This is a genomic window from Marinomonas sp. (assembly GCF_965225885.1).
Lineage (GTDB): Bacteria > Pseudomonadota > Gammaproteobacteria > Pseudomonadales > Marinomonadaceae > Marinomonas.
In genome coordinates this window covers 137,300-159,472 of sequence record NZ_OZ245329.1, presented here as the reverse complement: position 1 = coordinate 159,472, position 22,173 = coordinate 137,300, and the positions used below count along the sequence as shown (strand labels likewise).

Annotated in this window: 25 protein-coding genes; 21 read left to right on the top strand and 4 right to left on the bottom strand. The window is 40.7% G+C overall.

The window, feature by feature from the left end:
• Positions 1 to 43: 43 nt before the first annotated feature.
• The 15 genes from ACO05V_RS00775 to ACO05V_RS00705 all read left to right on the top strand — a co-directional run bounded on the left by ACO05V_RS00775 (position 44) and on the right by ACO05V_RS00705 (position 11,456).
• A complete protein-coding gene (locus tag ACO05V_RS00775) occupies positions 44 to 1,288 on the top strand; it encodes a multidrug effflux MFS transporter (RefSeq protein WP_421846588.1) in 1,245 nt (414 codons plus the stop codon).
• A 98-nt stretch (positions 1,289 to 1,386) separates the two neighbouring features.
• Positions 1,387 to 2,715, top strand: a complete 1,329-nt coding sequence (locus ACO05V_RS00770; protein ID WP_421846586.1) for an MATE family efflux transporter — start codon at positions 1,387 to 1,389, stop codon at positions 2,713 to 2,715.
• Positions 2,716 to 3,056: 341 nt separating this feature from the next.
• Entirely contained in the window at positions 3,057 to 4,208 is a 1,152-nt protein-coding gene (locus ACO05V_RS00765; protein ID WP_421846584.1) for a helix-turn-helix domain-containing protein, read from the top strand.
• Between the two features lie 162 nt (positions 4,209 to 4,370).
• Positions 4,371 to 4,616 carry a RebB family R body protein gene (locus ACO05V_RS00760; RefSeq protein WP_421846582.1) on the top strand — a complete coding sequence of 82 codons (246 nt, stop codon included), beginning with the start codon at positions 4,371 to 4,373 and terminating at the stop codon, positions 4,614 to 4,616.
• Positions 4,617 to 4,710: 94 nt separating this feature from the next.
• On the top strand, positions 4,711 to 4,977 hold the full coding sequence (locus ACO05V_RS00755; RefSeq protein WP_421846580.1) for a RebB family R body protein: 267 nt from the start codon (positions 4,711 to 4,713) through the stop codon (positions 4,975 to 4,977).
• A 66-nt stretch (positions 4,978 to 5,043) separates the two neighbouring features.
• A complete protein-coding gene (locus tag ACO05V_RS00750; RefSeq protein ID WP_421846578.1) occupies positions 5,044 to 5,322 on the top strand; it encodes a RebB family R body protein in 279 nt (92 codons plus the stop codon).
• Between the two features lie 107 nt (positions 5,323 to 5,429).
• Positions 5,430 to 5,651 (top strand): RebB family R body protein, encoded by a 222-nt coding sequence (locus ACO05V_RS00745; RefSeq protein ID WP_421846576.1) that lies wholly within the window; start codon positions 5,430 to 5,432, stop codon positions 5,649 to 5,651.
• 70 nt (positions 5,652 to 5,721) lie between these two features.
• On the top strand, positions 5,722 to 5,988 hold the full coding sequence (locus tag ACO05V_RS00740; RefSeq protein WP_421846574.1) for a RebB family R body protein: 267 nt from the start codon (positions 5,722 to 5,724) through the stop codon (positions 5,986 to 5,988).
• 70 nt (positions 5,989 to 6,058) lie between these two features.
• Positions 6,059 to 6,337, top strand: a complete 279-nt coding sequence (locus tag ACO05V_RS00735) for a RebB family R body protein (protein WP_421846572.1) — start codon at positions 6,059 to 6,061, stop codon at positions 6,335 to 6,337.
• A gap of 62 nt (positions 6,338 to 6,399) precedes the next feature.
• Positions 6,400 to 6,672, top strand: a complete 273-nt coding sequence (locus ACO05V_RS00730; protein WP_421846570.1) for a hypothetical protein — start codon at positions 6,400 to 6,402, stop codon at positions 6,670 to 6,672.
• A gap of 15 nt (positions 6,673 to 6,687) precedes the next feature.
• Complete coding sequence (locus tag ACO05V_RS00725) at positions 6,688 to 7,128, top strand: RebB family R body protein (protein ID WP_421846568.1); 441 nt, start codon at positions 6,688 to 6,690, stop codon at positions 7,126 to 7,128.
• A gap of 18 nt (positions 7,129 to 7,146) precedes the next feature.
• Positions 7,147 to 7,437, top strand: coding sequence for a hypothetical protein (locus tag ACO05V_RS00720; RefSeq protein WP_421846566.1), 291 nt, complete (start codon positions 7,147 to 7,149; stop codon positions 7,435 to 7,437).
• A gap of 171 nt (positions 7,438 to 7,608) precedes the next feature.
• A complete protein-coding gene (locus ACO05V_RS00715; protein ID WP_421846564.1) occupies positions 7,609 to 10,119 on the top strand; it encodes a hypothetical protein in 2,511 nt (836 codons plus the stop codon).
• Complete coding sequence (locus ACO05V_RS00710) at positions 10,109 to 10,726, top strand: phage tail protein (protein ID WP_421846562.1); 618 nt, start codon at positions 10,109 to 10,111, stop codon at positions 10,724 to 10,726. Before ACO05V_RS00715 ends, ACO05V_RS00710 begins: the two co-directional genes overlap by 11 nt.
• Before the next feature lie 118 nt (positions 10,727 to 10,844).
• Positions 10,845 to 11,456, top strand: a complete 612-nt coding sequence (locus tag ACO05V_RS00705; protein ID WP_421846560.1) for a hypothetical protein — start codon at positions 10,845 to 10,847, stop codon at positions 11,454 to 11,456.
• 201 nt (positions 11,457 to 11,657) lie between these two features.
• Here the strand turns inward: ACO05V_RS00705 and ACO05V_RS00700 are convergent, their stop codons facing one another.
• Together ACO05V_RS00700 and ACO05V_RS00695 are read right to left on the bottom strand one after the other, a co-directional pair.
• Positions 11,658 to 12,680 carry a hypothetical protein gene (locus tag ACO05V_RS00700; protein ID WP_421846558.1) on the bottom strand — a complete coding sequence of 341 codons (1,023 nt, stop codon included), beginning with the start codon at positions 12,678 to 12,680 and terminating at the stop codon, positions 11,658 to 11,660.
• 27 nt (positions 12,681 to 12,707) lie between these two features.
• Positions 12,708 to 13,760 (bottom strand): hypothetical protein, encoded by a 1,053-nt coding sequence (locus tag ACO05V_RS00695; RefSeq protein WP_421846556.1) that lies wholly within the window; start codon positions 13,758 to 13,760, stop codon positions 12,708 to 12,710.
• Between the two features lie 253 nt (positions 13,761 to 14,013).
• On the opposite strand from ACO05V_RS00695, the gene ACO05V_RS00690 reads away from it, so the two are divergent.
• From ACO05V_RS00690 to ACO05V_RS00670, 5 genes are all read left to right on the top strand, one after another.
• A complete protein-coding gene (locus ACO05V_RS00690) occupies positions 14,014 to 14,412 on the top strand; it encodes an eCIS core domain-containing protein (protein WP_421846554.1) in 399 nt (132 codons plus the stop codon).
• A gap of 40 nt (positions 14,413 to 14,452) precedes the next feature.
• Complete coding sequence (locus ACO05V_RS00685; protein ID WP_421846552.1) at positions 14,453 to 15,814, top strand: ATP-binding protein; 1,362 nt, start codon at positions 14,453 to 14,455, stop codon at positions 15,812 to 15,814.
• A gap of 683 nt (positions 15,815 to 16,497) precedes the next feature.
• Positions 16,498 to 16,839: a hypothetical protein gene (locus ACO05V_RS00680; RefSeq protein WP_421846550.1), complete on the top strand. Its 342-nt coding sequence runs from the start codon at positions 16,498 to 16,500 to the stop codon at positions 16,837 to 16,839.
• A 488-nt stretch (positions 16,840 to 17,327) separates the two neighbouring features.
• Positions 17,328 to 17,957 carry a hypothetical protein gene (locus tag ACO05V_RS00675; protein WP_421846548.1) on the top strand — a complete coding sequence of 210 codons (630 nt, stop codon included), beginning with the start codon at positions 17,328 to 17,330 and terminating at the stop codon, positions 17,955 to 17,957.
• Positions 17,958 to 18,178: 221 nt separating this feature from the next.
• Complete coding sequence (locus ACO05V_RS00670) at positions 18,179 to 18,865, top strand: transposase (RefSeq protein ID WP_421846546.1); 687 nt, start codon at positions 18,179 to 18,181, stop codon at positions 18,863 to 18,865.
• Here the strand turns inward: ACO05V_RS00670 and istB are convergent.
• Together istB and istA are read right to left on the bottom strand one after the other, a co-directional pair.
• On the bottom strand, positions 18,815 to 19,555 hold the full coding sequence (gene istB, locus ACO05V_RS00665; protein WP_421846544.1) for an IS21-like element helper ATPase IstB: 741 nt from the start codon (positions 19,553 to 19,555) through the stop codon (positions 18,815 to 18,817). The two genes, ACO05V_RS00670 and istB, sit on opposite strands and share 51 nt — an antisense overlap.
• A 9-nt stretch (positions 19,556 to 19,564) precedes the next feature.
• Complete coding sequence (gene istA / locus ACO05V_RS00660; protein ID WP_421846542.1) at positions 19,565 to 21,097, bottom strand: IS21 family transposase; 1,533 nt, start codon at positions 21,095 to 21,097, stop codon at positions 19,565 to 19,567.
• A 200-nt stretch (positions 21,098 to 21,297) separates the two neighbouring features.
• Here istA and ACO05V_RS00655 point away from each other — a divergent pair, with 200 nt between their 5' ends.
• A complete protein-coding gene (locus tag ACO05V_RS00655) occupies positions 21,298 to 21,969 on the top strand; it encodes a transposase (RefSeq protein WP_421846540.1) in 672 nt (223 codons plus the stop codon).
• Positions 21,970 to 22,173: the final 204 nt, after the last annotated feature.

Genomic DNA, 22,173 nt, shown 5'->3' with positions numbered 1-22,173 from the left:
CGAGTAAACTATTGGTCCATTTTATTAGCTGCTAAGGAAAGGGATGTCTCTGCTAGATTCACAATCGACCACTGGAACTCAGGTAAAACGCTTGGCTGAAAAAGAGTTGGTAGCATTGTTTGCTTTGATGATGTCGCTCACGGCGTTGAGCATGGATGCCATGTTACCGGCGTTTCCCAATATTGCTGAGTCCTTAGCAATTGTGGATTATCAGAAAACCCAGTGGATTGTGTCGGCGATGATTCTGGGCATGGTGTTTGGCGAGATAGTCTTTGGTCCTTTGTCGGACGCGATTGGTCGTAAGAAAAGCATTCTTCTGGGAATCTGTATTTACATTATCGGTTCTTTAGTGGCCTTGGCGGCATCTTCAATTGAAGTGTTTTTGTTGGGGCGCGTTATTCAAGGGTTCGGCGTGGCGGGGCCAAAAATCGCCTCTAGAGCATTAATTCGAGATATGTACAAAGGCGCAGCGATGGCTCGCATTATGTCGTTTGTGATGATGGTGTTTATTCTTGTGCCCATGCTTGCACCCTCTATTGGGCAGCTCGTGTTGCAAGTCGCAGATTGGCGTTGGATTTTTGGTTTGTTAATGACTCAAGCAACCATTGCAGGCGTATGGTTGCTGCTGCGTCAGCCTGAAACCTTGTCGAAAGAAAACCTTATTCCACTTAACCGAAAACGATTAGTGGCCGATGTTCGTATCATACTTAGCCGTCGAGATGTGATGGCGTTTACCGTTTTGTTAGGTTGTATTTTTGGTGCCTTGATGCTGTACATAAGTACGGCACAGTCTATTTTTCAGGATGTCTATAATACGGGCGACCGTTTTCCTTTGTTTTTTGGCATGCTGGCGATAGGGTCTTCTATTATCAATTTTTCAAACGGCAAAATTGTCCTGCGAGTTGGTATGCTACGCTGTGTTATTGGTGCTTTGAGTGTGATGTTCTCGACGGCTTTTATCCTTTTGATCGTGGCTTTATTTTTTGATGGTGTGCCGCCTTTTATAGTCTTTATGGGCTTGGGTATGGTGATGTTTTCTTGTCTTGGCATGGTGTTTGGCAATGTAAACGCTATGGCTATGGAGCCGTTAGGGAGCATGGCTGGGCTGGGTGCGTCGTTGATCTCCTCTCTATCAAGTTTGATTGCCATTGTGTTGGCAACAGTAGCTGGGCAGTTTTACAACTTCACCGTCATCCCATTGGCCAGCGGCTTTGTGATCTTTTCTATCATTGCTTTAGTCATGCTGTGGTATGGATACAATGACAGCCAGCGTCATACTGAAGAATGAGACTTTTCATTGCATAGTGTCTTTGGTGAAGACGAGTGTCATCCAGTTGTCCGTAAAGTAGGTTAGAATATAGGTTCAGTTTTTGTAAGAGTTCCTATATGTCCGCTCCAGTGTCCCAATCTAATTCTCTCGCTAAGCAGCTTTTTTCCATGACATGGCCAATGATGTTTGGTGTTTTGTCGTTGATGAGTTTTCAGCTGGTGGACAGTGCTTTCATTGGACAATTAGGACTATTGCCGCTGGCCGCGCAAGGGTTTACCTTGCCGATTCAAATGATTGTGATTGGCTTGCAAGTGGGGCTGGGGATTGCAACAACGGCGATTATTTCTCGTGCCTTAGGCGCAGGGGACAAGCGTTATGCCAAGCAATTAGGCGGTTTGGTGCTGATGATGGGAAGCGTAGGTATTGCTTTCTTTAGCGTGATCATTTGGTTGTTACGTCATCCTATTTTGGCGCTATTAAGTGCGCCAGATTCTGTCTATCCTATTATTGATTCATATTGGCCCCATTGGTTGCTCAGCGCTTGGGTGGGTGCGTTAATCTATTTTTATTACAGCATTTGTCGTTCCAATGGGAATACATTGTTGCCTGGCATTATGATGATTGTGACCAGCGTGCTGAACTTGGTGCTGGATCCCATCTTTATTTTTACTTTCGATCTTGGCTTGAACGGCGCTGCGATGGCGACTACGGTGGCGTTCGGTTTGGGTATCTTGATAGTTGCACCTAAAGTGGCTCGTAAACATTGGGTTACCTTTGATTGGCAAGATCTTAATATCGGCAAGAGCTTGGCGTCGATTGGTCATATTATGGGGCCTGCGATGATCAGTCAGTTGTTGCCGCCAGTCTCCTCTATGTTGGCGACCAAGCTGATTGCTGGGTTTGGCACGGCCGCGGTGGCGTCTTGGGCATTGGGTTCGCGCTTTGAATTTTTCTCTATTGTGGCTGTGTTGGCGCTGACTATGTCTATGCCGCCAATGGTAGGGCGATTGTTAGGCGAAGGCCGTTTGGACGATGTGCGGTATGTGGTGCGTTTGGCGTGTCGCTTTGTGTTGTCGTTTCAGTTGGTGATCGCCGTAATTACTTTCTTCATCTCGGGCGTATTGGCAAACTTGATGACCAGCGACGAAGAAGTCTCGAAAATCTTGCATTGGCATCTGATGATAGTGCCGGTGAGCCTTGGTTTGCTCGGTATTTGTATGTTGATGGTGTCTATCTCTAACGCCTTGGGAAAATCCTATACCGCGTTGACGATATCTGCATTGCGCTTATTTGCCTTCTTCTTACCTTGCTTGTGGATTGGCTCGGAAATCGCTGGGCTTAAAGGGCTGTTCTTCGGCGTTCTAATCGGTAATATCCTCGCGGGTTTTTGTGCTTGGCGTATGTACCGAAGGGCGCTTGGGCAGGTTGAGAACACATTAAGATAAAAAGGAATATTACTGTTTTTTTAGTTAATTATCATATATTTAAAATATTTTGATTCATTATTTATGATTGTTATTAATTTAAAATTCACTCTTATGGTGTTTTCTGTAGAGTGACTTTCTTCGTTTAAATTATCTCAATTATCTCAATTATCTCAATTATCTCAATTATCTCAAACTCCTCTCGTTTGTCTCTCAGCTATTTTAGTTTTTATAATTTTTTCTTTTCTATTTTTAATCGTTTTCCCTGAAAAAGTAACTGCTTTGGCCAATATAAAAATACGAGTCGGATTTAGTATAGATGCTTACACCAAATTTTATAATGACGAAAAAAGGAATTTGAAGTGAGAGATGAAGTATTTAATCCACGTAAAGAGCTCGATACATCTTCGTTTTTACAAGAGGAATACCCACTGATTGGTGACTCTTTAGATATTATTCGAATCCGAAATCAAATAGAATTTTCAGACAAGGTAAGCTATCCAATTTTCATATCAGGAGAAATAGGCACTGAAAAGATTTCAATTGCAAAGCAAATGCATAAACGCAGAGGTTTCGAAAAAGACGCTTTCATCCATGTTTCTTCTAATATTACTGACATAGTTAGCTATAATAAATTCCTGAAAAAAAGCCTATCTACTTCTTCTGGAGGAACACTCTATTTATCTGAGGTTGATCTTTTACCTGAAAAATTAAAAATATATTTAATGGATTTATTTACTGGGACTGAATTCAATAATCAGTTATTGGAAAATAAATTCCACCTCATTATTTCCTGTACTAATTCATTAATTTCTCATCATGACAATCCGCAATACATTGCAAAAATATTTGGCTGTACCGTTCCTCATTTAGAAATAAATATACCAGCCTTACGCGAAAGAAAAGAAGATCTTAAATTACACGTTAATTACATCCTTAAAAAGTTGTCTATAAACCATATAGAGGATGTGGCGATAGACATACTATTAAGTTATGACTGGCCTGGAAATTTAGATCAGTTACAAAGAGTGCTCTTCTTATTAGCCTCTTGTAGTGATGGGAACATAACCAAAGAAGATGTCCTAGCACTAAATCTTATTAAAAAAACAAATGATGAGTCTGACACAATTGGCAAAATATTATCACTGGATATTGACCAATTTAATCATGTTCATCAAGGTCTAAAAAAAGCTATTCTTTATATGGGAGAAAATTTTAAAGAAGATATATCTCTCGCTAATCTATCTGATGTAGCTTGCACAAGCTCTTCACATCTATCTTTTCTATTTAGAAACTATCTGGACCTATCTTTTAAAACAATTCTCGTTCAAGTCCGAGTGCGCTATGCCAAGCAACTTATCGAAGCTTCTCCGCAAATGAAAATTACCGATATTAGTTTGCAATCTGGATTTGGTGATTTAAGTCATTTTGAGAAAATGTTCAAACGTTATGTTGGTTATACACCTAGACAGCATAGGCAGAAATTAAGGTTGGAAAATAAAGTTTTCTCATAAAGTTAATTTCATTGAAAACACTTATTTTTTCGTTACTTAAACTCAGGAAAAATAAAATATTAATATTAATATTAATATTGTTTAAATGAAGTGTTTCAGTTTTATAGTTTTATTGTTAGGGGTGGTTTCATTTTTAAAATGAAAAGAAATAAGGTGATCGTTATGAGTCAGTTGATTAAAAATACAGTTGCAGATATGGCTTTGCTAACCGTAGGTTTATCTTCAGTTAATTCTGCTGTAAATCTAATTAATTCGGTTAGTACATCAATATCATTATCCATGCTTAATGCTGTTGCTAATCAGCAAGCGGGTAGCCTTACTCGTCAAACAGTATCGGCTCAATCTAACTCAGGAATAATGAGTACTGGAAGTGCAGTTCAAAGCGCAGTAACGGAGAATATTCTTTAAAACTCGTTTTGAACAGTAATAGGGTTATTAGCATTTCTACATAGCCCGATTTTTAAATAGTGCGTATTCGCAATAGATAATTAAAGGAGAAAATATGCCAAATACTGTAGATAGTTCGATTACAGACTCAGTTACTCAAGTAAATACTAAGGTGCTTGGTGATACCCCAGCATCAGCAATGGGCAACTTGATTCTTACTACCAGTCAGGCTCTTAGTGTGTCTGGTCAGAATGCAACAACAGGACAGCAGCAAGCCAATGTGATGCATCAGACAGCAACTGTTCAAGGTATCAATGCCTTAATGAATACTGGTAATGCGGTAACAGGTACGGTGACAGGTAATATTATTGACCGTGGATAAACTCGCCTAGCAAGGCGATAAAAGTAATTAATAAACAATTCAATAGATAATAAATGAGGAATATTTATGCCAAATTATGTGAATGAAGCCATTACAGATTCTGTAACTCAAGTAAATACAAAAGTACTTGGTGACGTGCCTGCGAGTGCAATGGGCAACTTAATGATGACAACCAGTCAAGCATTAGCCGTTTCTGCTCAAAACTTAACAACAGGCCAGCAGCAAGCAAACGTGATGTGGCAAGCAGCTACTGTTCAAGGTATTAACGCGTTAATGAATACTGGTAACGCTGTAACCGGTACTGTATCAGGACAAATCATCGATCGAGGTGATGTTCGTCGATAATTCAATAAATTACTTCGGGGCTTTTTTAGCTCCGAAGTAACTTATATTAAAGTGTTAATTAAAGTTTATTGATGTGAAATATTCTATTTACTTAAGTAGGTGGTTTAATGAGTAATCAGGTCACAGAAGCAGTATCAAATACAACCTTTGTCACTGTAGGTCTGTCTTCTGCTAACTCTGCTGCAAGTCTTATGAATACTTCGAGTACAGTGTTATCAATAGCAATATCTAATGCTGTAGTTAATCAGCATTTAGGGAATGTTACTTTAAATGTCTCATCGACTCATTCTAATGCTGAAATAATGAGAACATCAGGTGCATTTTTTTAACAAATGGTTTTTAAATTAGTTGGTTTTTTATATTTATATTTAAAATAATCAATTATTAAAGGGGAATATAATGCCAACAAGTGTAAATGGTGCAATAACTGATTCAGTTACTCAAGTAAATACTAAGGTGCTTGGTGATACTCCAGCATCAGCAATGGGGAATTTGATTCTGACGACTAGCCAAGCGCTAAGCGTATCTGGTCAAAATTTAGCAACAGGACAGCAGCAAACAAATGTCTTGCATCAATCTGCAACCGTTCAAGGGATTAATGCTTTGATGAATACCGGTAATGCGGTAACAGGTGCCGTAACAGGCAATATTATTGATCGAGGGTAATGTTATCTAACAAGATAGCGCAGGTACTTAATCATCTATAAACATACATACAATATATAAAGGATACATTATGCCAAACTATGTTAATGAAGCCATTACTGATTCCGTCACTCAAGTAAATACAAAAGTTCTTGGGGACACCCCAGCTATTGCGATGGGTAACTTGATGATGATGACCAGTCAAGCATTGGCCGTTTCAGCTCAAAACCTAACGGCTGGTCAACAACAAGCAAACGTGATGTGGCAAGCCGCAACCGTTCAAGGCATTAATGCTTTGATGAACACAGGTAATGCGGTTACAGGAACGGTATCTGGACAAATTATTGATCGTGGTGATGTTCGTCGCTAATTTTTAGTGGACGATTCGGGGCTCGTAGAGCCTCGAAGTTTTCTAATTTTCAGGGGGTCAAAATGAGTGCAAAAGACACGGAACAAACGTATCAGATTACTGATAAATCTTTAGCTCAATCAGGGGCGCTAGCGGTTCAAGATGCTGCCAACTCTTATCGGGATATGAGTACCTTATTGACGACGGCAAGTGGCGTAACGTTGGCAAACTATATAGAAACGGGTAATCCAGAGTACTTGATGGCACTTGATAAGATCAATGAGCAATCTCAAGCATCTCGTAATAACTTCATTGAGCTTTATAGCAGTGTTAACAACACCAGAGCCTCAAAATGACTGGAGGAGGAGCGTATGGATAATGATTTAAAGTCTCAGAATTCCAATGAGAATGAGCCGTCGAAAAATAATTATTCCCTAGAGGTTGTAGATACGATATTTGCAGACACTCTTTCACGTGGAATGCAAAACGCCATCGTATCTCAACAGAATTCACAAATGGCCTCTTCTAGTTCTGTTACTAATGCTTGTGCCAGAATTTTGCAAGCACAGGCAAATAAGAGTGGCCCAATCACAATGCCAAAGGAGCGCTCCTCTTATCCTCCTATTGCTCAAAGTAATAAGAGTGATACCTGCAAAAAAGGCAAGGAAGAAAAAGAGAGCACCAATGTTAAAAGAAAACCAGTGAATAGATCGAAAATGCTATTTTTAGTAGGTATAGGGGCATTGCTAATCTCACTCACTGCACTTGGTTTTATACTTTTCTGGGCTACAGACTCTTTTGGACGTTTATAAAACCTGAGGATAAAAGTAATGATTGAACCTAAGGCAGAAGCAGTAGAATTGGTTACGAACCTTCCTGCTAATTCTGAGTTTGATCCTGATGGGAAACGCTATAGCCAGGGGCCCTATGTAAAGGAAAAAGTGCCCTCATCCAATAATTTTGATGTTCAAACATTAGAAAGAACAATCTCCGAGCATCGTATAGGATTAGATGCTCAGATTAATAGTATGAAACTAAACTTGGATGAGATTCTGGAAAATAATTGTCAAAAAATTATGGATTTACAAAGAATTATTCAGAATGAAATTAATAAAATATGAATTCAGAGTGATACTTATGATTTAGGCTGCATATTATAATGCGGCCTTTTTTATGTCATTTAAAATGATGATATTTATAATAAATTAAGCTGTGTTTTTGAGTTAGTAATACGATTTTTATGTTAAATGAAGTTTTATTGTAGTGGATTATTATTATTTTTGAGATGAATTATGAGAAATGAGTCTGAAATTGATGTTTTAATAGGTAAAGGGACAAAATCTACCTATCAGAATCTCTTTCCTTATTTAAATGTCGGATCTTTTATTGAGGTTAGTGATTTTTTTAGAGCAAATAATTTTTTCGAAGTGCCATCTTCAGTAACTACTACAGATTACTATATAGAATTAGAGGAGCTTGATAAAAATCTGAATAGAGAAAAAATGGAGTCACTTTCTGCCAATTATATTAATGGAACTAAATTTCAGAAACACTCTTTTCTGCGTTATTCAGTGCAGTTTAATGATTCATTGCAGTTTATTTTTAATGCACCATTTAATGAAAATACATCAGCTAGAGACCTTATAAAGTTTTTAGAAAAAAATGGTGAAGTATTAAATGTATCTGAAAATCAAACAAAGTCGCTATGGTTAAGTGTTTTTTCATTGATAATTCAAATCGATTATGAACTAAGTTGGTTGGAAGAATTGTTCAAATTATTAAAGAAAATAAATGTTTTAAAACATGTGAATAATAGCATCAACCATGGTATTGAGATTACAGAAGAGTTTTTATCGATATGGTGGCAAGCAAGCTTACTCTTGCCTAAAAGTATTTTTCCGCTTCCAGATAGTAGGTTGATAGATCAGGTTGAAGTAGTCGAGGATATCGATAATACAGCTGAAAATGTAAAAGGTGAAAATACAGAAAATCTTTATGATGCACGCTATTATGCTCTAGGAACCTTACATTTAATCGAGTATAAACTGGTTGGATATAAACTTGGAGAATTACAAAAAGTTGAAACGGTTTTAAAAGGGGAGACTCGCGAAAGCTGCTCTCGTGAATTAGTCCAAGATCAGCAGCAAGCTAACTCGAAAAACTCTAATAATGAGATAAATGATACTCAGCAACAATTGATTGATAAAGATCTCAACACTTATGTACAGCAAATTTTAGCAGATCGCTCGGTTACAACAGACTTTAAAGATTACAAAGCTGACTATGCAGGTACGTCCCCTAATGCGACAACCACGGGCGGCTGGACCATAGATGAAAAGCCTGCTAGAGGGGACGAACGACATGTCGAGTTTGTAAAAAAAGTACTAGAGCAAACTCAAAGCAAGGCCTCTGCAGCGGTTCAAAAAGCTCGTCAAACGCGTTTGACTATAGAAAAAGAGTTGACTATTACCAATAGGTTTGCGAATGAATCCGATCGTAATACCAATGGTTTTTACTATTGGCTTAATAAGGAATATGAAGTGGTTGCTTCCGATCTGAGAAAGCGTTTGCTAATCGAAATTATCTTTCCTATTCAAAATACCGAATTAGAGCGAATGCTGGAAATGCAGAGGTTACATGATTTTTCAGCACCAGAAACGCTTAAGCAAGTAGGGCTTAATAGCTATGCTGACATTAGTACCGTTACGGCGGATCCGCTTTATTATCTGACATTAGCAGAGCAATTTTCTGTCGAAGAGGTGGCTGTGCCACCGCAAAGCTACAGTGTTGCCAAGAGTTTTAAAAGTGACCAAGTGGCTTCGAGTTGTTCTTTTTCTGTAGAGCCTGGTTATCAGCTTAATGCTATTTGTGTGGTGATTAATTGCAGTACGGCGCCACTTTTCGAAGTGACACTTGGTGGGGAATCCGTACCTATGACAAAAGACGGTCATGTCTTTACATCAGGCTCATTTGTACCAAGCATTAGTGGAGCGCAATTAACGGAGTTGTCTGTTTCTGTTTTAAAAAAGTTACCCTCTTCAGAAGAGCAAGATATAAGCTATTTAGCAAATATTCAGCAAGATATAAGCTATTTAGCAAATATTCAGATTGATCTAGTGGCTAAGGAAGATTATTTAAATCAATGGAAATACGAAGTCTATAAAGCATTAGGTCGAGGTTATGATAAGCAGTTAGCTGAGTACCATGAAAAACTGAAACAACTAGAGAGATGGTTAGAAGATCATGATACACCAGTAACTCGAGGCCTAATTAATAATTATATTGCTAAGCAAAGCATGCGCGTATTGTATGATAAAGCCATGCGACGCTGTGCAGGAGATCAGTCTTATCCAAATGACGAACTTCCCTTTACCCAGTATTTTGAAAATGCACTAGAGTGGGATCATCTTTATTGTAAGCTGTTTGAATTATCTCCTGATGAACAGGATGGTGATAGTCTTGGCATTACTACTTCTCCAGTATTATCAAAACTTGATAATACTCTTTATTTAAAACGCTTTTTATTGGCAACCAAAGCTAAAGTCCTATTACCTGTTAAAGAAAATCAAGTATTGAGGTTCTTGTATTTCTTAGATACAGGGCAAATTTGGCATGGCGCTGAGCATCTAACCCCTGTTAACGAGCAAGCCTTAGCTATTGTCAACGACTATAAAAAGCTCCCTTATCCCGACCGCGATAAAGAAGAAAAAAACTCTTGGACCATTACTTTGCCAACCGCTATGTCAGTACTTAGTGACGACGATAATTTAAAAAATATAGGAAGACACCTTTATGGAAGATAAACGTACCACTTCAGTGATGCCCGCTCCCCAGTTTCCGCCATTCCCATCTTCATTGGGAATGCCGGTAGGCTCTGTTATTGCTTTTGCTGGAGAGCTTAGGTTGAGCCCTGATGATTTGAAAGAGCATAAAACCAATTTATTTATGTTTGACTGGCTCTTGTGTGATGGTCAGAGTGTGAAAATATCCGAATTTCCGGTGCTATTTTCAGCATTAGGTTTCCTCTATGGCGGGAATCAAAAGTCAGGAAGATTTCAACTGCCAAATTATAAGGGAACCTTCTTACGTGGTGTTGATGATTCTAATAGTACGCAATATCCAGGTAGCCTTGAGAAAAGAACGACACCTGGAAATGGTAGCAAAAATAGTGTTGGCTCCACACAAAATTATGCTTTGAAGACACATCAACATAATTATAAATACAGGCAGGTAGGAGCGATTACACCAGCCGATCCACCAAAAGCGACTTTTTTAAACGCCATAAATTCAAGCGAGGAGACAACAGGTTTACTGGATGTGGATGTTAGTAATCAAAGTAATATTGAGATTAGACCGGTAAATACTTTTGTTTATTGGTTGATAAAAGCAAAACCAGATGCTGTTTTGTAATGTAAATAGAATTTTAATATGGGGTTTTTTAAATATTTACCCTTAAATATTGATGGTTTTCCCCAGTTATAACTAGTGATTTTTTCATAAAATATAGAAAATAACTGGAGGTGTATAAATGACCGTATTATCAAAAATTCAATTAGATGAAAAAAATAAAAAAGTAGAAATTATTGGTGGAGAGAGTGAACCTGCTGAGCTAATGATTTCAAGTAGAAGGCAAATAGTTGGAGCATCAATTTCTATAAGTTTAAAAGGAGACTTGGGGCATAAAGGAGAGTATATTGATTTATATGTCAATGGAAATAAAGTCGATTCGCTGACGACAAAAAAACATAATAAGGAATATTTACACGTATTGATATTAGATATTTCAAAATACGTTATGCCTAATTCCCCTATCGTTTTATATTTCAAACCTACAAGAAGAGTTAATAAGATTTGGCAATACGCTTGGGGCGCCATGGTAGATATTTCTGTCTCATTTTTAGAGTCCACATTAAATGCTAGCGATATGGTTACTATGTTGGCGCCGGTGATTGCAACAGGTAATCAACTGAATACAAGTAGCCAAGCGCTTTCGGCTTCAAGTCAAACTTTATCCGTATCTCAACAACAAACTGCAATGATGCAAAACACCTCTAGTGCGACAGGTATTCAGTCAATATTCAATCTAGGCAACAGTGTCAGTAGTACTGTCACTGGGGAATTGATAGAAAAAGGGAAATAGTTCATAGATTTTTGTAAAACTTATTTATTCAGCGTTGAAGTAAGCTTAGTTTTCTTCAGCGCTGGATTGTCACTCGCCCAAGTTGTTAACTCTCTAAACCAAAAAGCGATTTAGCTTTTAGGTTTTCATCTCATTTTAACTCGAATTAAAAAAACCACCGCCACTAAATTTCACGTGGCGGTGGGTGAATCACACATCGACTCATAAAATATTGATATAAGGCTCGAACTGCGCAACCATAAATGGAAACGTTTCGGTCACATCTACTGTAGAAGACCAGGCTTCCGTAGCATTGGTTTTACTGTCTTGGAAATTAAAAATCACACATACCAATGTTCTCTCTCCCACATAGTCAACTCGGGCATCGATGTTGACTAAGCGAATAGCTTGATAAGAGGATGTTTGGCTGCGTTGTTTATACATTTTTTGATAAAAGGAATAGCCATAACAGAGTATATAGTTAAGAGCTCTTTCTTCGTCTGCAAGACCATTATTTTTGGCTAAAACGAGATAAGCGTGAATGACGTTAATTAGATCGTTCTGACTATCAAAACAGTCCAAATAAGAAGCATTGTTAGCAATTTCCTGAGCATCGACTTGATGAAACCTACTAATCTTAATGGTATTTTCATGTCCTAGTGTTGGTACTAACTGGCCAACCACTAGGGAGTTTACGGTTAGTGCTTCATCTTTCTCAGACGGCTTGCTTTTCGCCAATGCATTAATGAGCAATTGCATGTTGTATTCACTAGGGATGAGCCGGTACATGTCATTGTGATATAGATCTTGAAGTTTCCAGTCCAGTTCCCTCGCAAGGTAGCGAAAATACCGAGAAGAAAGCACAGTATTGATAATGTTGCGCTCTTCCTCTTCTTTCCAAGCTTTTCCTTCATTCTTAATGCTGTTTGTTGAAGGAGTACAGCAGTTAAGAGTTTGTTCACTGTTGACCCAAAAAGGGGCTCTACCATCTCTATAGCTATTCATGTTTGGGTCTTTGATGTCTTTGTCATATTTATTAATGACGTCATAGCTACAACGAAACTCTTGCTCAATGCTTTTATTTGGCCATTTCGCGCTAATGCGCCCCAAAGCATAAACATCCGTTGTTAGTTCATTCGGCCCAAATGCGCTGTGCGTGACGCTTCTTTGTACTGGATATTCATGCGCTAAGCTAAGCAAGCTATGACTCTTATTCCTATTTGTACTGAGGTTATATTCATTCATCCTGTTCACTCCTCTTACTTGGTTGGATTAATTTGTTAATGAGACATAGTTGGTCAAAGGAGAGTGCAGATAAGGGAAAATATGAGAGACATCGACGCTGGCATAATAACTGTAAAGACGTCCGCTGATTGAGCGTTGATAATGAAAAATCACATCGACGATTTTGTGTCCATCCGCACTATCTGAATATTTGGTTTCGATACTGAGTAAGAAGCCTGATGCATCGTTATCGTCAGCTGTTGAATAAGGGTCTTTTGATGAATGCCCTGAGGCCTTTGTTTGATACTCTGATGCTCTTGTTTTATAGATAGTTGGGTATCTAAAAGCTAGAAAGTTCTTAGCTCGCTCAAAGTCGGTAATACCAAAATTGTTTTTTGTATCTAGTAACTTAATCAAGTTTTGTATGGCTTCTGTAGTGGTGTTATTTCCACATTCGATTAATTTATTTTTAATGACCTCCGGTTTCATATCGAACTCGAATATATGTTTACACCTAACCGTTGGTAATGAAGTGGGGTCATTGCTAGTAGTTGTCTTATTCCCAATTTTTTCTCCTGCTATAACACAAAGTAAATCAGAGCTCTTTTTTACCTGCTTTAGAAAAAAAATAAACTCATTTAATTCAACAATGCTGTTAGGTTCAAGAAGATACGCATCTTGATCGTCTACTGACAGTATCCAATTGACCTGTTCTGCAAGATAACGATAAGGTTTTGGGCATTGGCATACCCCATTGTTCTGACATGCTCCATTGGCTTGTTTATTAGCACAGTCTTTATAGCCAAATATTCTGCCATAGTCATAGGGTGCAACACTGTCTTTTTTTTGGGCTGAAATTTCTTGAGCAGCGGCTTCACATTCTTTCTCCAAGCCCTTATTGGGAAAAATGACTCTAAGTGTTCCTGCAACATAAATAGGAATAGAAGAGGTAAGCGATGCGATAAAATCCGCGTTGGCATCTTCAATAGATGCGAACTGCATCAGGTCCGTTGGTTTTTCAGGTAATGCTAAAGGTGTCGCTTCATTATTTAATTGAGTATCTAGGTTATTTGTATTATCTAATTGATCTGGCGATTCCATGACGTTTCCTTTTTTAAATGTACTCTAAAAATACAGAATGATAGGTAATTCATAAGAGAGTAAGCATAAGCAGTAATGAAAAATATTAGTCGGACGGATCTCTTTAATTATCGGCCTAATGAATGAATATATTTTAAAGAGACAATAGAGTATGTTTTGCTTTTTTTATCGTCATTAAAACCGAGTTTTTAGTGAATGGCTGGCATACATTCAAATGCTTCGTTTTTGAAATTAAATAGAGCAGGAGAACAAGGTGATAAAGCCACTGCAAACAAATAACGACAAAGCACTCTCTTATCGCTTAGGAAAGCCTGTTTGTTATCCTTTGCCTACTCGATTAAGAAGGGGGATGGAAAAACTGACGGGCATTAGGCTCAACTACGTCAGAGTATTTTATCATTCCCCTAAGCCCGCTCAGGTAAAGGCGCATGCCTATGCGCAAGGCTGGAATATCTACCTCGCTTCCGGGCAAGAACATCACCTACCTCATGAGCTTGGTCATATCATTCAGCAAGCAAAAGGTATGGTGAAACCAACTACCCATGTGAACGGTGTCCCAGTTAATGATGATCCAGCCCTAGAGCAGCATGCCACAGAGCTAGGGAATGCCGCCGTGCGCTTAGGTTATGGCCTAGCTTCTAGCCATTCTTAATGCTCATCACGAGACTCTTGCCCGAAGGAAGCCAAAGCAATTGAATAATCTCCTTATACAACATATCAACGCCGATCTAGCATGGTGCCAAGCACGGATTCACTCACGCCTAGACGAGATGTTCCAATCTCAAGAGACACAATCTCAAGAGACTCAAAGCCTGATCGCTCCGTATCTCGCGCCAAACACATGCCAATACACGGCGTTGATAGAACAATTTAGACTGACAGAAGAAGCTCGGTTAGCCGTTTGTTTGGCTCTGATCCCCATCTTATCGCCTTCCTTGTTTGAGGTGTTGCTGCAACCCAATGAACACACTCAACGGCCTTTTATCGAATTTGGTCTGGTGGAGAGCGAAGGAAGTATCTTGGCAACTGGGCACACATTGGCTTTTTTGCTTGGTGGCAATCCTGCACAACAACGCTTAGACGTGCTCACATTATTGTCAAAAAGCTCTGATGCCGCACTTTCGCCCTTATTCGACTTTGATAAATCCGTCGGCAGTGTTCCTTTAATCGGGCAATCGCTTAAGCTGCACAATGATGTTTACCAACGTTTGTTACTGTTAGACGATCAGTATTCAATAAGCGGCAGCAGCTTAGCTTCACCGCTAACTACCTCATTAACGTGGCACGATCTTGTGCTGCCGGAAGAAGTGCACAGTGAACTAAACGAAATAGACCTCTGGCTAGACCATGGAGAGGCACTGAATAAAGAATGGCAGCTGGAAGGCAAACTACGGCCCGGGTTTAGGGCATTATTTTATGGCCCTCCAGGGACGGGAAAAACGCTCACGGCCACCTTACTAGGCAAACGAACCCAACGGCCCGTGTATCGAGTAGACATTGGTGCGATCACATCTAAGTACATAGGGGAAACCGAAAAGAACCTAGAACAGGTTTTTATCCTAGCGGAAAAGCATCATTGGCTATTGTTTTTTGATGAAGCCGACGCACTTTTTGGCAAACGAGTACAAACGGCGGGAGCGAATGATCAATTTGCCAATCAAAATGTCGCTTATCTATTACAAAGAATAGAAGCGTTTTCGGGCATGATTATCTTGGCGACCAACCTTGAAAACAACCTAGATGATGCCTTCTTTCGCCGCTTTGAAGCGACCGTCTATTTTCCAAAACCAGATGAACGTGTAAGACTTGCTCTATGGAAAAACGCCATCCCGGATGCTTCCAAATTGGCTAACGATGTCGACCTAAACCTATTAGCCAAACGGCACCCGCTCAGCGGCGCAGAAATTATCAACATCGTCCGTTACGCCGCGCTAAAAGCCATGAGTAAACACACTCACCGCCTTGCGCTGGAAGACATTCAAACTGCGATCAACAAAACCCAACGGACTCAACCAAACAACATGGAACACGCAGGAAGCCATACATTTTTTTAAACTCGTCACTTTGACCAAATAGCGCGTCATTTACACCAAGTGAAACATCTTATTTAGATTTACAGTGAGTAAACAGAGCAAAATACAAACGCAACGTCAGTAAGCCGTTATCAAAGAAGGGCTGAGCAGTCAACTTGCCCAAGGCATTGGGGATAGTCGGTGTTTATGGGCGAGTGGTTGAGCAGTGGGCAGAGCGCCGCTAGGGGTAGATGCTGCTTAAGAAACACTAAGGTTAACCACAACAAATAAACGTAAGCGTTGCCATCGTCAATGAAGCGCTCGTGTTTGGATGGAAGGGTGTGCGAAGGGTGGCCTTTTAACAGCGTAAGGAGGTATTAAAAAACAGTGTTGATAATGATAATAAAGTCCACTAGGGACTTTCCGAGCATGTTATAGGCAACTAAAGACAACCTATAACTAGTGACAAAATCCAATTTAAAAGGATAGTGATATGTATGAACAGGTAAAAAAAACAAGGTAAGTGTGAAGGTAGAGCTGAGGGTAAAGGGAATAATATATTCCAGTTTTCTGTAAAAAAACATATGCGATACCCTACAGCTGCTAAGAACCAGGTGCTTCAACCGGCCACCATCGATACATCACGGGACATCACTAGCTGGAAAACTCACAATTTTATAGCTAAGCACCACCTGCCAACGAACAGCCCAAGGATAGCTGAGACGATGGCGGAACAACGTTTAATGCAAAATGATGGTTTGATGCGAAGTTCTGTTATTTATAACATTGACGAAGAACAATTGAATGCTGAGATTTTCGACGCCCTTAATCGGGCGATGCCTCAAGCACAGTGGCATGCGAATACACAAACATGGCAATTTACCGTGACTGTGCCCCAGCTTTATGTGGCAGATGCTGAAAGAATTATCAGAGGAGAAACAGCATGCCATACGAGTGTGGGTATACGGGACGTGGTCATAACACTCGGAACTGGCAGAACTAATGAGAACGATCCGCCTGCATTGACAGAAGCCACCCTTGTATTGACTCCGGTTCACTGGGCCTAAGCCGAACACCTACATGGAAAAAAACTGCGGAGTAAATCGCGAGCCTTTAACAAAACAAACCAATAAAATTAAGAAAACCAAACGTATAAAGAGTGACGGAAAGGAAACAAATAGAGCCCGTAGAGATCTAACGATTGAGATCTGTACCGGCTAACGTTGGCCGCGCTCAGTGCTCATGAATGCTTAACTACAACGGGGCTATCTAAACAATCAGCCGAAGCGACATCTGAAAACATTATCAACCAGGCCAAACATTGTAAGTTTGGGATCAGATCAAAAATTAATTCTTTAGACTGTCGCGTGCCCCGTACTTTTCGGATCCCCAGTACCGTCATTCGTAATAGAACCCTAGTTTCTTGATCTGACCCCAACACTTCGGTATGAGCCCAAATAAGAAAGAAGAACAGTACTGGATTAACTATAAAGCGGTGGCCAGTTTTATTTGACCACTACACTCGTTGTGAATTAAATAGTAGAGGAATTAATGAATGTATATGCACGTGAAGAAAACTAAAGAAAATACAAGAAAAGGTATCGTTAATTTTGGAGGGCATAAAAATAGAATGAATAATGAAAAAAAAGGAATTGGGAGTGCAGACTATTCTAATAAAATTTTGAGGTTAACCTCAAGGAAAAATGGATCACGGTTAAAGGATGCAAAAGAAATAGTCTCAAAAAATCCTAGGGAATCAATAGTACAGAGAGCGGAGTATAGTGAAATAACTATAAATAATGGAATAACTAGGTTTATAAAACACGTAAACAAGAAAGGGGATATATTCGTTTTTGAAGTTAATCATAATCATATTATTTCTGTGAGTATAGCATCTGTGGACATCGGAAAATACTATAAATTATTGGGAGCAGCGGGAGAACAATTCGGGAAAGCTTTTGGGGAGTCGCCTTTAGATGCCAAGGACGATCAACCTGCTCCTAGGCATAAAGGAGCGCACGACGCGGGTGGATTTGGCATAAGTGCTAAACACTCTCATTGGGCCAGTTTGAAAGGTCATAAAGAAGGTGGATTTGAGATGTTAGCTGTACTTGCTGGGCATTTAGATGATGGAATTGCAATGCAAATATCTCAGATGGTGACGGCAAACTGTAATCAAGAGTAGTAGAAATACCCCCCGAAAAATAACGGCGGCCAAGACAAGCATTTACTCGAAAACAAACAACAGAGACTCTGCACAACAAAAACACGTTAGGTGAGTTTGGGGTCAGATCCTGAGGTATCCCCACAAATTTTTAATAAATAACAATTAGTTAGCATAAAAAGGGAACGTTCATGACCCTTGGTGATCAATAATTTCGCCAAAAACAACCAAACACGAGAAACATGAACGCCACGACTATTCTGAACAAAATCCTCCCTCTTGTCAGCCCTAATATGCACAAAACTCGACGCAATGCTGTAGCGGCCTGCGTTCAAAGCCTTGCTCAGGGCAATCTCAGTACCGTGACTAATATTGGAAGAGTCATTCAATCTAAAGCCTTTGAAAAACACTGCATTAAACGTGCTGATCGAGTGCTTTCTAACGTTCATTTACAGCAAGAGTCTATCTCTATTTATGCTCATATGTGTCACCTTTTTGCGAGCAAAGGACGACCCATTATCAGTGTTGATTGGTCTGACCTTGATGGTCGAAAACAACATTTTCTCATTCGAGCAGTAGTCGCATTTCAAGGACGCCCTTTTACTCTATACGAAGAAGTACATGATATTAAAACGAAGGAGAAACCTGAAACACACAAGCACTTTCTTTCCAAATTAAAATCTCTTCTTCCAGAAAAAACCAAACCGATTATTGTCACAGACGCTGGTTTTAAAATGCCTTGGATTGAGCTGGTAAAGAGTTTGAAGTGGGACTATGTTGGACGTGTTCGTCGGCCACGTGCATATTCCGCTGATTCCGGACACTGGTACCGTTTTAATCCGGACACCTTTTTCCCTTCATTTTCTCAGTTTCTAGTTTTACTCCATGTGTCCGGATTGCGCCAGTTTTCTCATCGATTCTCCTCCTAGTTCGATGCGGTGACTGTTGTGGATTAAACGGTCTAATAAAGCATCCGCTACCGTGGCATTGCCTATCATGTTGTACCACTCTTTCACCGGCAGTTGACTGATCATGATCGTGCTGCTTGTTTGGTAACGATCTTCTAAAAGCTCTAATAAATGGCCTGCATGATCCGCACTGAGTTTTTCCATTCCCCAGTCATCGAGTATCAGCAGCTGCTTTTTGGCGAGGGCGGCGAGTTGTTTTTGATAGGTGCCGTCTAAGCGGCCAAGGCTGAGGTCGTCCAGCAGTCGACTCAGACGCAGATAACGAACGCTATAAAGTTGCTCGCACGCCTGTGAGGCAAGAGCGCAGGCAACATAAGTTTTTCCCGCGCCCGTTGGGCCTGTGATAAGGATGTTTTGATGCTTTTGCAGATAACCGCCTGTCAGCAGTTCTCCTAATTGGAGGCGTTTCAGTCCACGCCCTTCTTTGTAGAGTAGCTGGCTGGCGCTGGCTTCTACGCGCAGTTTTGCTTGTCGCTTGAGCCGTTCGATTTTGCCTTGATTTCTGCCTAGCAGCTCACTGTCAAGGAGCAATGTGAGACGTGGCTCAAAGTCCAGTTCTCCATAGGTAGTTAATTGTTCTCGTTGTTGCTCTAACGCGGTGACGGCATGGCTCAATCGCAGCATTTTTAGTTGTTCAGTCAGGTGATTCATGTCGTTCTCCTAGTGGTAGCAGTGTGGCCCGCGAACATTGCTGTGCGGGATGTCGGGTGTCGAGTCAGAAGGAAGGGACAGCGTGCCTTCTCGATGATGGTCGAGCAGATTTCGGATAAAGCGTAGAACGGGCTTGTTTACCAGTAAGGCATCCTGACAGGCTTGCTCTAGGCGAACATCACCATGTTTGCGCGCTAGACTCAGTATGCCAAGGCAGCGACGAGTGGCTTGGGCTGGATGAGCTTTGGACTGGATTTGTTGTTTGATGACGTTTTCGGTGGCGACGCCTATCTGCTTGCTCCATCCGATCAAGCGTTCTGGTGACCACTTTTGATGTTGATGATGGCTCGGCATATGTTCCATGTGGGTACTCAGTCCATACTCTTTTCGGCTGATTGGGTGAGACGAGACAGGTTGACCTTGATGGAAGATTTGTATGATCTGCGACGTGGCTTCCAGTGTCACATGTTGACCCACAAGCTGATGCGGTACCGAGTAGTAATGTTTTGCGTACTCAATGTGGTAGTCCGGCCCCACTTTGGCGCGTTTATGTTCTGTGTAGACATATTTTTGCATCGGTAATGGTTTCAGGGCGGGCTTATCGAGGGTGTCAAAAAGGGCTTGGCGGCTCACGCCAATCTTTTGCATTGGTCGCTGATTCAGAACCTTCATCAGCTCTCGAATCGCATTATTCAGCTCTCTCAGGGTGTGGAAGGTGCGATGACGAAGACGCATCATGATCCAGCGCTCAACAATCAGAACCGCATTTTCGGCCTTGGCTTTGTCTTTGGGTTTATAGGGACGAGCCGGCATAATAGCGGTTTGATAGTGATGTGCTAACTGACGATAACTGTCGTTGAGTTTCGGCTCATAACGATCTGTTTTTGTCACGGCAGCTTTTAAGTTGTCTGGCACCAATAAAGCGGGAACGCCACCGAAGTGTTCAAACGCATTGGCGTGACACTGTAACCAATGCTCCAGCTTTTGACTTTCGCTGGCTTCAACGTAGGTGTAGTTAGACGCTCCCAGTGTGGCGACAAACACTTGTGAGTGGCGAACGTCGCCCGTTTCCGGATTGACGATCGGGATAGTCGGTCCGCAATAATCAATGAATAACTTGTCACCTGCGGTATGGAGTTGACGCATACTGCGTTTTTGTGTGGTGAGCCAACGACGGAAGTACTCGCAGAACTGGCTGTAGCCATAAGTGCGCTCTTGGTGCTCGGCAACATATTCTTCCCACAACAATTGCTTCGTCGCCCCTTTGCGCTTGAGTTCGATAAAAAAGTACGCAAAGTCCGGCATCACTTTCAGGCGATTAGCCGGTTTTTCTTGATACAGCGCTTTAGACAGATCGGTATCGGAAACGTCACTGGCAAGGGGCCAATAATAGTCACTTTGTTTGAAACGAGTCAGGACATCGGACACGGTAGAGCGGCCGATATTCAAACAAGAAGCAATCTGCCGCGTGGATAAATGGCACTCATGTTTGAGACGCAAAATCTCTTTAATATTGGTCATTGAGGTTCTCTTTCTGGTCATGATCACTTCCTGGCAACGTATTAGGGGTAACCAAGTGTAGTGAGCGATTGATTTAAAAGAGAAAACGAAGGGATTCCGGTGAATACGGACAGAGTTTACGCTAATCCGGACAGGGATTCCGGGAAAAGCCAAAAAGTGTCCGGTTTAGAGCGTAATAGGTGTCCGGATAAAAACGGAATGGGTGTCCGAGTTATATCGGAATGGGTGTCCGGATTGCTCCGGTATATGCACCACGACAATTTTTTGATGAAGCAAGCCAGTCATGGCGCTGTATTTCACACTTATTTCCTCAAGCAAGCAGCACTCCAAAATCTTTTTCATTAACGCTAGGTAAATTCAAATCGTATTGTTGTCATCTAGTGCTCTACAAAGGAAAGCCAAAAGGTCGGCACTCTTTAAACCAAGACGGATCAACGAAAACATCAAAGACGTCGTTAACCGCTGATCGCGGAGCAAAAGAACCGTGGTTGTTGATTTCGTCGCTGCCAAAGAACAGCTCGTTTGCCAAGAAAAGCGTGAAGGTTTATCAGACACGAATGCAAATAGAAGAAAGCTTTAGAGACATGAAGAGCACAAAATTTGGCTTAGGGTTCGAGCATAACCACACTAAAAAACTGACTAGAATGAAGCTGTTAGTGTTACTGACAACACTGACCGCTATGGTACTTATCTTGTTGGGAAAAGTTGTTGAACTGGCTGGATTAGCTTATCGTTTTCAATCTTCTAGCATTCGCAAACGCAGAGTACTCTCTCACTTTTTTCTGGGTAAAAGAGCACTGTCTACGAATTTAAAAATCACCCTCAAACAATGGCGAGAAGGAATTCGGAAAATCGCCGAAGAGCTGTTCAAGGGAGATGGTTTTATGGTTTAAGTTCGTGGGGATACCTCAGGGTCAGATCAAAAACTAATCATGTAGGGGCTCGAGTAATTCGTTACTGGCTAGTCCTCATTGTCATCATGCCACAATGTTTCTCTAGTTTCTTGATCTTGTATATGTGAAGCATTTTCATCATGCATTGTTAGATTTATCTCATCTCATCTCATCTCATCAATATAGTGTTGAATCTCGATGCTG

Excerpts from the sequence above, each read along its gene's own strand:
- ACO05V_RS00775 (WP_421846588.1), top strand. The coding sequence starts at position 44 with ATGTCTCTGCTAGATTCACAATCGACCACTGGAACTCAGGTAAAACGC.
- ACO05V_RS00770 (WP_421846586.1), top strand. The coding sequence starts at position 1,387 with ATGTCCGCTCCAGTGTCCCAATCTAATTCTCTCGCTAAGCAGCTTTTT.
- ACO05V_RS00760 (WP_421846582.1), top strand. The coding sequence starts at position 4,371 with ATGAGTCAGTTGATTAAAAATACAGTTGCAGATATGGCTTTGCTAACC.
- ACO05V_RS00755 (WP_421846580.1), top strand. The coding sequence starts at position 4,711 with ATGCCAAATACTGTAGATAGTTCGATTACAGACTCAGTTACTCAAGTA.
- ACO05V_RS00750 (WP_421846578.1), top strand. The coding sequence starts at position 5,044 with ATGCCAAATTATGTGAATGAAGCCATTACAGATTCTGTAACTCAAGTA.
- ACO05V_RS00745 (WP_421846576.1), top strand. The coding sequence starts at position 5,430 with ATGAGTAATCAGGTCACAGAAGCAGTATCAAATACAACCTTTGTCACT.
- ACO05V_RS00740 (WP_421846574.1), top strand. The coding sequence starts at position 5,722 with ATGCCAACAAGTGTAAATGGTGCAATAACTGATTCAGTTACTCAAGTA.
- ACO05V_RS00735 (WP_421846572.1), top strand. The coding sequence starts at position 6,059 with ATGCCAAACTATGTTAATGAAGCCATTACTGATTCCGTCACTCAAGTA.
- ACO05V_RS00730 (WP_421846570.1), top strand. The coding sequence starts at position 6,400 with ATGAGTGCAAAAGACACGGAACAAACGTATCAGATTACTGATAAATCT.
- ACO05V_RS00725 (WP_421846568.1), top strand. The coding sequence starts at position 6,688 with ATGGATAATGATTTAAAGTCTCAGAATTCCAATGAGAATGAGCCGTCG.
- ACO05V_RS00720 (WP_421846566.1), top strand. The coding sequence starts at position 7,147 with ATGATTGAACCTAAGGCAGAAGCAGTAGAATTGGTTACGAACCTTCCT.
- ACO05V_RS00715 (WP_421846564.1), top strand. The coding sequence starts at position 7,609 with ATGAGAAATGAGTCTGAAATTGATGTTTTAATAGGTAAAGGGACAAAA.
- ACO05V_RS00710 (WP_421846562.1), top strand. The coding sequence starts at position 10,109 with ATGGAAGATAAACGTACCACTTCAGTGATGCCCGCTCCCCAGTTTCCG.
- ACO05V_RS00705 (WP_421846560.1), top strand. The coding sequence starts at position 10,845 with ATGACCGTATTATCAAAAATTCAATTAGATGAAAAAAATAAAAAAGTA.
- ACO05V_RS00700 (WP_421846558.1), bottom strand. The coding sequence starts at position 12,680 with ATGAATGAATATAACCTCAGTACAAATAGGAATAAGAGTCATAGCTTG.
- ACO05V_RS00695 (WP_421846556.1), bottom strand. The coding sequence starts at position 13,760 with ATGGAATCGCCAGATCAATTAGATAATACAAATAACCTAGATACTCAA.
- ACO05V_RS00680 (WP_421846550.1), top strand. The coding sequence starts at position 16,498 with ATGGCGGAACAACGTTTAATGCAAAATGATGGTTTGATGCGAAGTTCT.
- ACO05V_RS00675 (WP_421846548.1), top strand. The coding sequence starts at position 17,328 with ATGTATATGCACGTGAAGAAAACTAAAGAAAATACAAGAAAAGGTATC.
- ACO05V_RS00670 (WP_421846546.1), top strand. The coding sequence starts at position 18,179 with ATGAACGCCACGACTATTCTGAACAAAATCCTCCCTCTTGTCAGCCCT.
- istB (WP_421846544.1), bottom strand. The coding sequence starts at position 19,555 with ATGAATCACCTGACTGAACAACTAAAAATGCTGCGATTGAGCCATGCC.
- istA (WP_421846542.1), bottom strand. The coding sequence starts at position 21,097 with ATGACCAGAAAGAGAACCTCAATGACCAATATTAAAGAGATTTTGCGT.
- ACO05V_RS00655 (WP_421846540.1), top strand. The coding sequence starts at position 21,298 with ATGGGTGTCCGGATTGCTCCGGTATATGCACCACGACAATTTTTTGAT.